This window comes from Bacillus sp. OTU2372, from assembly GCF_038440275.1.
GTDB classification, from domain to species: domain Bacteria; phylum Bacillota; class Bacilli; order Bacillales; family Cytobacillaceae; genus Neobacillus; species Neobacillus bataviensis_B.
Genome location: NZ_JASATK010000017.1, coordinates 31,505 through 45,224 on the forward strand (window position 1 = coordinate 31,505; position 13,720 = coordinate 45,224).

General features: G+C 38.8%; 13 protein-coding genes. All 13 read right to left on the reverse strand.

Going from position 1 to position 13,720, the window contains the following annotated elements; genetic code table 11:
- Positions 1–113: 113 nt before the first annotated feature.
- The 13 genes from AAHB15_RS21460 to AAHB15_RS21520 all read right to left on the reverse strand — a co-directional run bounded on the left by AAHB15_RS21460 (position 114) and on the right by AAHB15_RS21520 (position 13,567).
- Positions 114–578 carry a hypothetical protein gene (locus AAHB15_RS21460; protein WP_342043287.1) on the reverse strand — a complete coding sequence of 155 codons (465 nt, stop codon included), beginning with the start codon at positions 576–578 and terminating at the stop codon, positions 114–116.
- A 336-nt stretch (positions 579–914) separates the two neighbouring features.
- Entirely contained in the window at positions 915–1,187 is a 273-nt protein-coding gene (locus tag AAHB15_RS21465) for an HU family DNA-binding protein (RefSeq protein WP_342043288.1), read from the reverse strand.
- Between the two features lie 668 nt (positions 1,188–1,855).
- Positions 1,856–3,514: an alpha/beta hydrolase family esterase gene (locus AAHB15_RS21470; RefSeq protein ID WP_342043289.1), complete on the reverse strand. Its 1,659-nt coding sequence runs from the start codon at positions 3,512–3,514 to the stop codon at positions 1,856–1,858.
- 202 nt (positions 3,515–3,716) lie between these two features.
- Positions 3,717–4,694, reverse strand: a complete 978-nt coding sequence (locus AAHB15_RS21475) for an alpha/beta hydrolase fold domain-containing protein (protein WP_342043290.1) — start codon at positions 4,692–4,694, stop codon at positions 3,717–3,719.
- Positions 4,695–5,001: 307 nt separating this feature from the next.
- Positions 5,002–6,291 carry an SLC13 family permease gene (locus AAHB15_RS21480; protein WP_342043291.1) on the reverse strand — a complete coding sequence of 430 codons (1,290 nt, stop codon included), beginning with the start codon at positions 6,289–6,291 and terminating at the stop codon, positions 5,002–5,004.
- A gap of 479 nt (positions 6,292–6,770) precedes the next feature.
- Entirely contained in the window at positions 6,771–7,532 is a 762-nt protein-coding gene (locus tag AAHB15_RS21485; RefSeq protein ID WP_335573865.1) for an SDR family NAD(P)-dependent oxidoreductase, read from the reverse strand.
- Positions 7,533–8,234, reverse strand: coding sequence for a 4-carboxy-4-hydroxy-2-oxoadipate aldolase/oxaloacetate decarboxylase (locus AAHB15_RS21490; protein ID WP_335573866.1), 702 nt, complete (start codon positions 8,232–8,234; stop codon positions 7,533–7,535).
- Positions 8,231–8,971 carry a PIG-L deacetylase family protein gene (locus tag AAHB15_RS21495; RefSeq protein ID WP_342043292.1) on the reverse strand — a complete coding sequence of 247 codons (741 nt, stop codon included), beginning with the start codon at positions 8,969–8,971 and terminating at the stop codon, positions 8,231–8,233. The genes AAHB15_RS21490 and AAHB15_RS21495 overlap by 4 nt, the downstream gene beginning before the upstream one ends.
- Positions 8,972–9,061: 90 nt before the next feature.
- Entirely contained in the window at positions 9,062–9,886 is an 825-nt protein-coding gene (locus tag AAHB15_RS21500; RefSeq protein WP_342043293.1) for an alpha/beta fold hydrolase, read from the reverse strand.
- Between the two features lie 80 nt (positions 9,887–9,966).
- Positions 9,967–10,929: a DODA-type extradiol aromatic ring-opening family dioxygenase gene (locus AAHB15_RS21505; RefSeq protein WP_335573869.1), complete on the reverse strand. Its 963-nt coding sequence runs from the start codon at positions 10,927–10,929 to the stop codon at positions 9,967–9,969.
- Between the two features lie 88 nt (positions 10,930–11,017).
- Entirely contained in the window at positions 11,018–11,407 is a 390-nt protein-coding gene (locus AAHB15_RS21510) for a RidA family protein (protein ID WP_335573870.1), read from the reverse strand.
- 218 nt (positions 11,408–11,625) lie between these two features.
- A complete protein-coding gene (locus AAHB15_RS21515) occupies positions 11,626–12,153 on the reverse strand; it encodes a 3-phenylpropionate/cinnamic acid dioxygenase subunit beta (protein ID WP_342043294.1) in 528 nt (175 codons plus the stop codon).
- Between the two features lie 55 nt (positions 12,154–12,208).
- Positions 12,209–13,567: an aromatic ring-hydroxylating oxygenase subunit alpha gene (locus AAHB15_RS21520; RefSeq protein ID WP_342043295.1), complete on the reverse strand. Its 1,359-nt coding sequence runs from the start codon at positions 13,565–13,567 to the stop codon at positions 12,209–12,211.
- Positions 13,568–13,720: the final 153 nt, after the last annotated feature.

The following is a 13,720-nucleotide window of genomic DNA, read 5'->3' on the forward strand; positions in this document are numbered from 1 at the left end:
GTAAAAAAATAAGAACCGCTCCATATCTTTTCTGTCTATTATTCTATCACTCTCATATTAAATCAAACAAATATTGCCGATATACAGTGGATACGTATCTATTATTTAATGCTTTAGCAGAGAGGGGGTCTGTCCCCCACTGCATCTTTTAATCTCTTAATCTTCCTTTTCAGTGATTCAATCATGGCGTCCTGGTGAATAATTTTCTCAACAACAAAACATTTTCTTGTCATCATTTCATATTCTTCTGATGACATCCTATCCCATTCTATAAACTTAGGATCTTCAGCAGCTCCCCTTTTCAAGATCCTCATTTGGTTATAATAGTTCCTTCTTTCCTCAAGCATTGACCTTAACATCTCCAGCAGTGACTTCGTGTGCATTTCCATAAGTTGAGGTGTATTCAGTCTAATATGTTCATGGCTTATAAATTCAGGTTTTTTTAATTGATCTAAACGCTCTCCGTTGACGGAGGGTATTACAAACATCTCACAGAAACCGCAATAAATCTTATCACTCTTGGTAGTAGGGCTTGAACCAAGACTTGATCCGCAAAAGGGACAAGTGCTATTATTCATAATGTAAACACTACCTTTCTAAAAATATTTTAGTGAGGAAAAAGGGCGATCCACGAAATTGCCCTTTGTCAAACTTATTTTTCAACAAAATAATCGTCATATAGCTGCGTCAAAGACGTTTTCCACCAATCTATGACCACAGTTTAACCTTTTAAAAGGCTGTCAGGGATCTCATTCCTTGGCTATTTTTTGTCCTAATTTCCCTTCACTTGCAAGTGTATAACGTGATACGGCCTATTTTGGCCTATTTCTGCAAGTACATCGGTGTAAGGACACGGCCTAAAATAAAAGACCCTAAGGAATATTCCCTAGAGCCGTTTATAGATATTCGAACTATTATTTAACTGCTTCCTTTAACTCCTTGCCAGGTTTAAATGCTGGGATTTTAGAAGCTGGAATCTGAATTTCTTCCCCAGTTTGTGGATTGCGACCGGTTCTAGCTGCACGTTCACGAACTTCGAATGTACCAAATCCAATTAACTGGATTTTCTCATCCTTAGAAAGTGTATTAGAAATCGTTTCAAACAATGCATCTACAGCTGCAGAAGCATCTTTTTTTGATAGTTCTGTTTGTGTTGCAACAGCATTTACTAAATCTGTCTTATTCATATTCATGCCACCTTTTCCCTTTATTATTGGATTATGTAGAGTATAAACCTTTTTGAGTTTTGCTTCCGTGCAAGGCAACGAGAATTTATTTTAGTATAAATTGTATATAAATTTTCATTTCAATTAATTCTACCAAAGTACAGTTATGTGGAATTTACGTAAGGCTCTATGAATGACAGAATCAATTCATGATCCTGCCCATGAATTTGATGGCATCCGTCATGATGCCCTTTGATTCCTTTTCATTCTGGACCAGCTTCAAATACTTTGCGGTCTAAGATTAGGTAGTAAAAATAACAAACAACACTTTTTCCCCGGGAGAAACTCTTCAGGAACTTGTAGCCAATTATCTGGATGTAAATTTCCCATTAAATATGATCGTTGGTGTAGATGATGCTTCGAAAATTTGGAGCTTAAAACCAGGAACAATAAAAAATCTTTGTGCAAACAAACAGGTAAAATGCATGAAAGTCGGGCAAACTTGGGTCCTTTCCAAAAAACAGCCGAATCCAAAGAAATGAATTGAAAAAAATACACAAAAGTTCTCCAAATAACTGGAGAACTTTTTATTATTTTCTTGTAAACCATCTTCATGCCGGGATCATAAGACTGATATCAAATTAGTAAGAGTAATAGTTAATATATCTTATAAAATATAAACTTTAGTATTATGACATCGCATCAATGACTTTTTTTGAACCTTCCGGACGACTAAAACGCTTCAAAAATGCCCATCCAGCACGGCTTTGGTCATAAATAGCACCGTGTGGCATGTCTTTCATGAGTGTAAAGCAAACTCTTACATTACCATCAGAGTTTTTATAAAAAAAAGTCTGGAAACGGTCACCCTCCGTATATTTGTTTTTTTGAGTGTAGTAGTTATCACCATTGTACACCCCATCTGGGATAAATCTCATATGAATACGAGGTTCGGCTTCTTTTATACTGCAATTGTTTACTTTAAGCATATCTTCTAGCAAACTGTCTAAGTTATCCCATAAAGGGACTTTTTCGTCATTATCACCTGTAATAATAAAACAGGGGAGCTCGTAGCCTCTTGATAATAATTCTTCAAAACTGTCGACAAAAGGTGCGCTCCACGGAGAAATTGCTGCAAAAAGTTCCGGATGTTGATTCCCTACCTGACGAGTGAACATACCTCCATTAGAGAAACCAGTAAGATATACTCTAGATTTGTCTATTAAATAGGATTGATAAAGCTTTTCTATAATAGGGCCAAATACTTCACCATCTCTATCCAGCAACCATATATTTAGGGGTGAATCGACCAATACCAAGATAAATTCCTTCGTTTCATCAGCAAGCTTATCCCAGCCATTCTTGGTAGAAAAAATCCAGGACGGTTCTCCTCTGCCGTGAAGACTAAATACAATTGGAAGACCCTCAGCCTCTTTCGCTCCCATTCCCTCGGGAAGATAAGTGAAAAAATCGTACTTATTATTGTTAACTGTTACAGAGTCATGTGCATAGCGATTGGATCCGTTGAAGGCATCCTTGCTAAGATATGGTTTTAAAGTGCCATCCGGAGCATTCTTCCAGCGAATAAACTTGTTAAAAAATTGATTCATAATTGTCTTGGCGAGTACTGGCGTAGCCTCAAACTCTCCGACAGAAACTCTAATTTGAACCGCATCCTCAGTTAAATTTTTATACAGCTCTGTGCTTATGCCTTCATATTCAACTACCTCTGCAGGAGCAGTGATTTGGTTACACACAGAAAAATGGTCAAGGGCCTCTTTTGCGAAATTTTCGTTCTGTCCAAACATCCAAAGGCAAACCGGGATATCTTGATTTTTCTTATTATAGGCAGAACTTACGTTTCGAACAAGCCAATGGTCAGAAGGGTTCGATAAGGCTGTATAGTCGTTTGGTACACCGTTAACAAGAGCAACACCGGCAAAGCGGTTTGGATTTGTAACAGTAACATTACCGGCAAACACTGCTCCTTCCTCATAACCCACCAAATAGACAAGTGTTTCCCAGCACCAGACGAATCCATCTCGGCCTGGTATACTTTTGCTATTTTTTGATTTAAAGTTTTTCCTGGTTTCACTATAAAATTCCGCAATCATTGTAGGGCTCTGTGCTTGCCAACCATTTTTTGCAATAGGCATAACTAGAACTGCACCATCATGTTCTGCTAAGTCAAGCCAGCCGGAGTTAATTGCAAATTTTTCAACAGATTCATATGATTGAGCATCTCTATCAGGAGCACAAACGAATATTGTCTTCGCAGGAGTATATGAATTTGCTAATGTTGAAATATAATAAAACACCTCGAATTTTTTCGAAAAATTTTCCTCCATTTTTTTCCTTTCCAATTATTTACCGGGGGTAATACAAAGCCACCCCCAAAAAATAATTTTCATATTTTTGTAAGTTTTTATCCCTTTAGAACGGGAAAATTAACATTACCTGAAACCAATGCAATTACCATAATCGCCAAAATACCTAAATTAACATAAGTTTCATAATCTCATTATTATCTCAGTATTATATATTTTTTTCTTACAGTCGGTTTTTTAAGAACTGATATGCCATTTGATCAGCTTCATTTCCCATCGTTGGACCATGATTAGCCTGGGAAGACGATAAATACATCGCATCCGCATTAGAAGACACTAGGGCTTTGTAAAGACTCTCGCTTTGGCCGATAGGCACGAGAGGGTCCTTGCCACCGTGCAAAATCATCATCGGTGGACAATCGGCACTTACATATGTAATAGGACTACATTTTTTTGCTAATTCTATATATTTCCAATCTGGGTCACCCGTATCGCCGCTTTCTAGCAATTGATTCAAATCTAATAACGATTTTCCAGGTTCAGTATATCCAAGAATTTGGGTTATCACATTATCCATGGATTTGCCTGCATTATCGACTTCTGTTCCAGACAGATTCTTTATTGCTTCATTCGCATCGTTCCTGAGGAGTGCTACTAGGTCGGATGGAGCATAAAAAATGGTTGCTGCCTTTACTGCACTCGTATATTCTTGGTTACCGCCGACATCGCCTTCCATTTCACTGCAATTTGCGCTCATTGCGACCATTGCGGCTAGATGCCCACCAGCAGAGTTCCCCAACACTCCAATCCGTTCGGGATCGATATGAAATTTCTCTGAATTTGCTTTCAAAAACCGCACTACTCCCTTGCAGTCATGGATACACGCTGGGAAAACAGACTGGCTAGCCAAGCGATAGGATGGAGATACAATAGTAAATCCTTGCTCTACCAATCTTATAAGTTCCCGACAATAGACTGCTTTTTGAGTAACCTGCTTGTATTCTCCATACATCCATCCCCCCCCGAAATAGTAAACGATGCATGGGCCTGGCGTTTTCTGGTTAAGATCTTGATAGATATCCATTTTCAGAGTGTATGGCTCCCCATTATCCAGGGTTACCTCCGCAAAGGGAACGTCTTCGTAGCGCGGCGGGCGCCCCGGTGGACATAAAGGTTTTACTTTAGGTAGTTGTTGTTCCATACAATTTTCCTCCCTATATTAATGATCATAAAAAGTGCTGTTTTAAAAATTCCATTTCATTTATATTTCTTACTTATAAAAAGTAAAAATAAAGAGACCTTTGCCATCTAATTAGAGAAAGGTCTCGCTAAGCATAAGTTTATGCCAACAAAGCCGATGGAGGAACCCATGTATTGACGACTTTGTTTCAGGTTATACCTGACGCTACCCCTTTACGAGTATTCATACTGCCCCTCTAGGAATTGCAAAGGAAGGGCTTTCAATATATTTTAGTATTTTTTAAAGATTAATCTTTTCTATCACTTTATCAGTGTACAGGGAAGATAATTATAGCACCTATACATAGCAATAAAATACGGATCAGGTACATAGGTACTGAGAACAACCAGAACTGTGAAAGCTTATATTTTCCCATTCCTAAAACCATTGCAGGCAAACCATCGATTGGCATGTACCCGCCGCTCCATCCAGATATTACAACTGCAGTTGCGGCAGCAACAGGATTAAGTCCCAAACTCATAGTGGTTGCTATAGCGACTGGCGCAAAGATGAATACAGAACCCATATTTGAACCAGTAAAAGTAGCACAGGTACTAGTTAGAAGTGCGAAGATAAAGATAAGAATAAATGGATTGATATTAGTGCCCAATGAATGCGCCACAACTTTTCCGATCAAAGCCGTAAATCCTGAGTTAGCCAAAGCGTCAGCAACGCCGATAACACCAGCCATCATAAGGATTACAGGTGTACCCATATTATCTCGAACTTCCTTGAAGTCAAGCACGTTGATGGCTAGCAAGAATGCTCCTGCAAGGCCAGGAATTACATAGGCAGCGTTGCCCAACATGCTCATAAGCATCATACCAACAACACTGATGATAAAGGCAGCGATGGTAATGTATTCTTTCCATGCAGGCATAGCCTTAATCCCAATCTCAATCGTAGACGCTACCTCTTCATTTACAGAATCTTCCGCAATTGGATGATCCGGCAGAAGACGATAAGCAATCAAACTCCATGCCAAGAAACCAAGAGCCAGGATGAAATTCACTACAGCAAATTTCGTCATAGAAAGCCCGCCGTGATAACCTGCCGTTTGCAGCACGCTGACAGTAAGACCATAGAAAAATGCTACATTGAAAGGAATCAAAGGGTTGCCGGTAGCAAACCCCAAAGGCATCATCAGTTTGGACGTAGGCATTTTTTTATTGTAAGGGATAGTAGATATCAAGGATAGAATCAGTACATAGTAACCAGCGGCACCGCCACCTACTAAACTGGCGCCAAGCATAACTACCACAAGCAAAAGAGCATAGCTCTTATAACCGCCCTTATTTACCAAAGCGAGCATAGAGGACTGAACCTTACTAATCAAGCTAGTCTTCATTAGTCCCGCCATAACAACCATAAAGCCAGCGATCATGATAACCATTGGGTTTACGAAGCCATCGAAAGCTTGTGGAACAGTGGACAGACCGGTGACTACTAAAAGAAGGCAGGCTAGGATTGGTGGTGCGCCGAATGCCATCTTGTCTGACATAATCAATCCAATCATCAATATCAAGATACCAAGGGCAAGAATCATGTGCAATGTCATTTTTTTTCTCCTCTCGTTTCATAACCAATGTCGAATTTTATTTTTATGAACTGACCCATACTCTGTTTATTATTTGGTAAGATTCTGTCGGATTGTAAACCCCTTCATTTTCACGTGTTTCACCATCATTATTAAATTTTATAGTAAGATTCCTTTAATATTTCCCCTATTCCTATCGATCAAAATAGATTCAATATGGGAATGTGAAACGAAGAAATCTGTCAATACCCCTTTGAATGATAAAGATTCATGATTTTGAAAGACTTTAAAGTAAAAACAATAATAGAAGAAGTGACAAAGGCTGTCTTAGTGGTGGAGACTTCTCTACACAAAAACCAACAATAAGAGTTACAAATTCTTATATGAAGTAGATGACCAACACTTTGACAGCCTCATCATTCTATAAATCTAGTTAAAAATATGATTCCTATCAAATTAACAATTGGTACCATTGTGATTTGATCTTCAGTCATCCAAGCCTAGATCATCAAGCTTCCACCGTTTACATCTAATACAGCACCATTTACATAACTGGCTTTATCAGAAACAAGATATAGAATAGCATCAGCCACTTCTTCAGGTTGTCCAATTCTCCTCAGAGGGGTTCTCAATTCCGCTTGACGACTCAATTTTTCATCAACACTCTGCGTCATTGGTGTATCAATCCTTCCTGGTACGACCACATTTACTCGAATCCCGTAAGGACCATATTCACCAGCAAGTTTTCGACTTAATCCTAAAAGTCCAGATTTACTTGCTGCATAATGTGAAGAAGTTACAGAACTAAAAGTACGTGAAGCTTGTGAACAAATATTTACCACCGCACCTTGTCCTTGTTCTACCATCATTTCCAGAGCAACCTGACTGCAAAGGAAAGGACCAGTTAGATTAATGGCAATCACTTTATTCCAATCTTCAAGCGTAATATCCTTAAAGGGGATCGCACCATTTAGACCCTTTGGTGAGATTCCAGCATTATTAACAAGGATATCTACTCTTCCAAAACGCTCTTTTATTTTTTCTCTTGCATCAGAAACTGATTGAAGATCTGACACATCCATCGGTAGAGCCAATACATCTATATCAAACTTTCTAAGATACTGGGATAACTTGTTTAAACCTTCTACATTAGTGTCACTTAAGACTAGATGATTTCCTTTTTGGGCAAGCTTTTCACTTAATGCTTGCCCAATCCCTCCAGCTGCTCCTGTTACCCAACTAACTTTATTCCTTAGTTCCATTTAGGACTCTACCTTTACGATTTCGTTGTCGACATAGTTTATTCCAAGGTTTTGTAATTTCTCACGAAGCCCGTAAATATCTAAACCAAGTTCCCTTTTTGCAAGACGTTGTCTTACTTTTGCTTCACGATCTTCTCGTGCTTGTGCGGCTAGAGCCATTTTTTCAACATCCTCTTTAGGCACAACTACAACACCATCACGATCTCCAATAATAACATCACCAGGGTTAACAATAGCGCCTGCACATACAACAGGAATATTAACTGAACCTGGAGTGGCCTTTACCGTCCCTTTTGCTGAGAAAGCTTTCGCCCATACTGGAAATTTCATTTCTGTTAATTCAGTTGTATCGCGTACCCCTGCATCAATGATTAATCCTTCAACACCTATTGATTGTGCGGAAACTCCAAGGAGCTCTCCAAACATCCCATCTGTGCTATCTGAAGTTACGGTTACGACTAGAATATCTCCTGGTTGACACATTTCCATTGCCGCATGAATCATCAAGTTATCACCTGGATGACAGGAAACGGTAACTGCTGTTCCACATACCTTTGCAGAATCATAGATGGGGCGAAGGTACGGATTCATTAAACCCTTACGTCCCATCGCTTCATGAATCGTCGCTGTTCCAAAAGATTTTAACTTTTCAACCGCATTCTGATCTGACCGCTCGATATTTTTTACAATAACATGGCTCATACAAGTGTACCTCCCACAGTCGGATAGAGACGTTGATAGGCTTCCGCATACTTGATCTTACTGCCAGAAAGATTGATTGCACTGCCGATGTTTCGGCCGGCTTGCATACCGCGGCGCTTCGCTAATTCGGAATAATACTCCAATAGATGTTCTTGAGCGTTCATACATTCCATTGCTTTTCGTTTACGATCAAACACAGAACTAATATCTAAAAAGGCATTCGGTTTAAAATCACATTGTTCTGGTTGATGCGGCTCAAATAGGAAGACTTGAGGTGCGCCTAATTTTTCATGTTTTGAAGGATAGCCTTCCGCTTGTGCAAGAACACGGCATTCAAGAACAAATTCTGTCGTACGATTATGGTCAAAATTATACGGATCCTCAAGTGAATGTGTCAGGATGATTTCTGGTTGATGTTCTCTGAATTCATTCACAACAATATCCTGTAATTCTTTTGTTGGTTGTAAAGGATAATCCCCTGCGTCTAAGAATCGAATTTCAGCACCTAGAATTCTTGCTGCTTCTTCTGACTCAGAGCGGCGGGTTGCCTTAATTTCTTCTAGTGTTTTACCATCTTTCCATAAACGAGCAGACTCTCCACGTTCGCCGAATGATAAGCAGATAACGCGTACTTGATATCCAAGATCATGATATAAAGCGATTGCTCCACCACAGCGCCAAATAAAATCTGCTGCATGGGCACTTACTACTGTAATTGTTTTTTGTTTATTAGACATGATCTATTCCCCTTTACCATATAGTTTGAATATTCAGATTATTAATTCGATATTATCGATTATAATGATAAGTATACTTTGATTAGTTAATTAACTCTTTAAGGTTTGTAAATGAACATTTTTTTGGATAAATTGAATGACTTGTTTATTGAATTCTTGCGGTGCTTCACTAGGAAGAAAGTGTCCATAAGGCAATACAGCCATTTCAGATTTAGGAATAAGTGAATGTACTTTCTCACCCATACTTAAGTCATTCACTTGATCCTCTGAACCCCACACTACTAATGTTGGTACCTTGATATGAGGCAATCTTCTTTGAAGATTGTATCTAGCCCTATGTAAAGGTTGATTCATATGATTTAAGATTTTTTGATATGCTTCAACGGCATTTGTTATTTTTGTACGTTCATACCATCTTTGAGCCGTTTCTTCAGTATTAATGCTTCCTGGTTCAGTCGTTTGCATGACATGTTGTAAAATTTCTTCGTAAGTAGGCGGAGTAAAGGTGGTCATTGATGATAAAGTTCGAGTTGAAATTCCACCATTTGCTACTAATGTTAAAGTACAAACACGTTCTGGACTTTCATATCCAAAAAGGGCTGCCACCCATCCACCCATTGAATGGCCTACTACGTGTGTTGACGCAGCTCCGATTGCATCCTGAAACTCCCTTACAAAATCCGCTAGATACGAAAACGAATACTCTACCGGAAGCCGGTCTCCATTACCCCATCCCACAAAGTCTGGAGCGTATACATGAAAGTGCTTACTAAGTTCTTCTATATTCTTTAACCAATAATCGCCGCCAGTATAGAAGCCAACCCCGTGAAGCAGGATCAGAGACTCGCCTTGACCTGCTTCTAAGTAATAAGTTGTACCGTGACTTAATTGAATCTGCAGTTCTCTAATCTCCATCTTAATCCTCCTTTTCTAGTATTCTTGTATTTTTAGATTAAGAAAGATTGAGTTTTATATAGAACTAGATTTTGTATCGATTACTTCCAGACTGCAAATGTCATTCCTACTCCTGTACCTGCTGGTGAACGGTAGCCTGCAACATATTCTAAGTAATCAATTTTCTTATCTTCTAAAGCACCCGCAGCCACAATCCAGTTCAAAATCTCACCAGAGGCACCCTCTAATTTTTCTCTTGGAATGGACTTAAGTACTTCCACATCCCCTCTCTTTAGTCCGTCGATAACCACTTCATCTAGTTTTTCATCTAGTTTGAAATGGCTTAGACCACCAGACCCAATGATCGCAACACGTTTATCATCTTCCCAAGATCCAATTGCTCTTCTAAGCGCTTTACCAAATTCATAGCATCGAGCTGGTGTCGGCTTATTCGGCGGGAAGAAACAGTTAACAAAGATTGGAACCATTGGTATCGTTTTATTTGATAAAAGGCGTCGTCTGACAAAAGTATAGGCGTGACCGATTGAACGTCCCTCTAATTGCGTTGTACTTTGAGATACATCAAATCCATCAAGCATCATTTGTTCGATGATATGTGTCCCAAGCCCGCTTTCTGTTGGATAAGTATCCGTTCCCTCTGTTGTATGCCATGCCCAAATGACCGGACGTAGAGATGGATGGAGATCCTCTAATTTCACAGGAAAATCTTTCAATTCTGTTCCATTGAATACCCCGAAAGTTGGCTTGACTTCATTCATAAACAACTCTTCCTGATCATCTCCTATGACAACTAAAATATCAGGATCAGCTGCTAAGATTTCTTTGTTTAGATAATCTACAGCTGCATTACACATTTCGTATTTTTCTTGCCAAAGTTTTTGATCTAAATGCTCTTCGAGAGTTGCAGCAAGCTCCTGTGAACGTTCTTCAAAATTTGTTTCAGGATTTAAGCGATCCCTGTCTGCATGCATCGTCCAAACTTCCGCCGGACTGCTAACTTGTGGACTATGTGACGAACCAATTCCAAGTACAATTTTTGCCAATTTTACCTCGCCTCTTTTACCTATATATTTTTTTAAAACGATAAACATGTTATCTTCTAAATCCCCTGCTTTTAATTGGAATTTTCCATCATTCAGGTAATACCGCGATGATCTCCAATTGTACCACTGCCCCTTGTCTTAATTGGGTAACTTTAGAATGTCGTGCAGGACGACTTTCTGGATTCGGAAACATTTTGATCCACTCTTCATTGACTAAATCTCTAATGCTTTCATCCTGAACCAGTACAGTCATTTTTCCAATATGTTCTGGACTTCCACCGGCAACTCCCATGAAACTGCGAACGTTTTGAAAAGCAAACTTTACTTGTTCCGCTGGATAATCCGGAATTTCCCCTGATACCGGATTATTACCGGCAATAGCCGAAGAAAAGACCATCCTGCCTAGTTTAGCACCCAGTGGTATGGGAGTGTTGCCATGGGCTACCCCTTCAATTTCAATGCTTTTACGATAAGTCATTCCATCACCTCATTGCTTTACGTTTTTATCACTACTGCATTTTCATACTCATAAATGAGTTCAAAATCGTTCAACATTTTTTGTAGATACTCTTAAAATTACTATTTCAATAAATAAAATTTTGAATCTTATAACCATTTCTCGAATGACATACCCGTTAGAGAAACCTTCACATTACGTATTCTTAGGCAGCCAAATCACAATATAATCATCAGGTTTTAAAAAAACGTACTTAGATTCATAACAGTTAATATAGATTGATCAGGGTAAATGCAACGAGAGGCTATTTTCCACTCACCATTGACTTTTCGTAGGACATCTATTCGCTCACCAAAAATTTCTTCGACATTATGATCTGTACCTCGGCTCCGCTTTGTTAAAAAATAACTTTTTACATTGATTTCATTTATATTGGTACCTGGTTCAATGACAATATTAGACACAAAATGACGAATGTGTGATGGCGGATCTTCGGACCAGGCTGAAGTGGTTCCAAATCTTTTGACACGTGTTGTTAAGGATTTCTTACTTTCCTCAAAATATGCCATAGCATCATCTTTGCCAGTCTGATCTTTGGATTCTCTTGTTACACGTACAGGCATCCGATAAACAATGTCATCAGTTAGTAGTTCTATCCATTCTCCGAATTTTCTGTCATCTAATAAATTGGCTTCTTGATTGAGAAAATTGGTTATTTCATAATATACTTCCATATTGTTTTTAACTTCTTTTACTTCCATACTCATCCTATTCACCTCCCCCTAATAACTAAAATTCTTTCAATAATAAAACGCTTTCAACTTATTCATCACGTTCCGCTGATAATAATTCAAGCCAATAATCATGAATCCCTCTTGAAGCAAAGTCCACAAAACAAGTAGGATAAGCAATACCTGGGCCCGGCCATGATTGATCCGGTTCGATTTTGTCCATCCCCATCATATAATTAAGGACATTGTTAAAATTTAAATTACGATCTCGTGCTATTTTCCCCTTACTGGCTTTTGTCACACGAGTCCAAATTTCTGTATCATCTGCTTCCAATGTGCCTGATGGACCGAAAGAAGCCACATAACCTTTATAAGCGTCTTTTTTATACTCTTCCGGAGCAGCTTTATCAATTAATAACCAAGACCAGATTTCTGTTTTATCCAGTGCTATTGGCCTCCAAATGCGCAACGTTAAATAGTTATGCAAATGCCCTTCGCTTCCATGCACAGGACTGTGGAATGCTAGATTTGGAAAACAGTTCCCAACAATAACAACTGTATTTTTATATACTTCTAACTGTTCTTTTGTTAGGTTTTTCTCAAACATTGGCCACATTTCTTTTGGAAGTCCTTGGTATGGAGGTACATTTAGACCATTTTCCGATGAACTAACATTAATCGCATGTCCGTTATTTAATCGAACCTGATGTCCATAACTTGCATAAAGGGGGTCCTGTGGACTGATACCAAGCTCGACAGTTGATTTGTGTGTCGTCGCTACATGATATGGATCTCCACCAAAGTTTTCTGCCGCAATCTTCCAATTGGTATTGACAACCCAACGCTGGGGAGAGCCTATCACTTCCATTCCACCATCACTTCGCGCCAAAAATAAATCGAAATACCATTTGAGTTCACCTAGGTAGTCTTCAAGCGGAATCGCATTTTTATCCAGATTACCGAAAATGAGTCCTTTATAAGTCTCGACTCGAGGAATTTTTCGTAAATTCCACTCTGGCTTAACCATTTTATTACCAAAGACTCTATTACCAGCTACTACCCCCACCAATTTTCCATCTGTATTAAAACTCCATCCATGGAATGGGCAAGTAAATGTCTTTCTGTTACCCATATCTGCCGTACATAAATGGGTTCCACGATGAGAACAAGAGTTTAAGAAAACATTAATTTCTCCTTGTTTATTCTTTACTAATAAGACGGGGTCATCCATCAACCATCTTGTGACATAGTCATCAGGCTCTTTTAGTTCAGATTCATGCCCTAAATATTGCCATGTATAACCAAATACCTTGTCTCTTTCTAATTCGAAGACATAAGGATCACTGAACAGCCATTGCGGATACAAGCCTTGGTCAAACTTTTCTTTAATATCATCTAATCTTTCTTTAGTAAGTACACCATTTGAGTTTTGTTGACTTGTAAGGTTCAATGTAACTCCCTCCATTTATCAAGTTTTATAGCCCTCAGAATTAACCCTACTAGCAGACTTTCAATCTACTTTATACCCTTAACAGTTTCAGTAGCTTGATTAAAGAAAGCTTCTATTAATTCAATAAAATGTTCTGGACTTTTATCCCAGTCT

What these genes read in the sequence shown, in the direction of transcription:
- AAHB15_RS21460 (WP_342043287.1), bottom strand. Translation starts at nt 578, where the DNA reads ATGAATAATAGCACTTGTCCCTTTTGCGGATCAAGTCTTGGTTCAAGC.
- AAHB15_RS21465 (WP_342043288.1), bottom strand. Translation starts at nt 1,187, where the DNA reads ATGAATAAGACAGATTTAGTAAATGCTGTTGCAACACAAACAGAACTA.
- AAHB15_RS21470 (WP_342043289.1), bottom strand. Translation starts at nt 3,514, where the DNA reads ATGGAGGAAAATTTTTCGAAAAAATTCGAGGTGTTTTATTATATTTCA.
- AAHB15_RS21475 (WP_342043290.1), bottom strand. Translation starts at nt 4,694, where the DNA reads ATGGAACAACAACTACCTAAAGTAAAACCTTTATGTCCACCGGGGCGC.
- AAHB15_RS21480 (WP_342043291.1), bottom strand. Translation starts at nt 6,291, where the DNA reads ATGACATTGCACATGATTCTTGCCCTTGGTATCTTGATATTGATGATT.
- AAHB15_RS21485 (WP_335573865.1), bottom strand. Translation starts at nt 7,532, where the DNA reads ATGGAACTAAGGAATAAAGTTAGTTGGGTAACAGGAGCAGCTGGAGGG.
- AAHB15_RS21490 (WP_335573866.1), bottom strand. Translation starts at nt 8,234, where the DNA reads ATGAGCCATGTTATTGTAAAAAATATCGAGCGGTCAGATCAGAATGCG.
- AAHB15_RS21495 (WP_342043292.1), bottom strand. Translation starts at nt 8,971, where the DNA reads ATGTCTAATAAACAAAAAACAATTACAGTAGTAAGTGCCCATGCAGCA.
- AAHB15_RS21500 (WP_342043293.1), bottom strand. Translation starts at nt 9,886, where the DNA reads ATGGAGATTAGAGAACTGCAGATTCAATTAAGTCACGGTACAACTTAT.
- AAHB15_RS21510 (WP_335573870.1), bottom strand. Translation starts at nt 11,407, where the DNA reads ATGACTTATCGTAAAAGCATTGAAATTGAAGGGGTAGCCCATGGCAAC.
- AAHB15_RS21515 (WP_342043294.1), bottom strand. Translation starts at nt 12,153, where the DNA reads ATGAGTATGGAAGTAAAAGAAGTTAAAAACAATATGGAAGTATATTAT.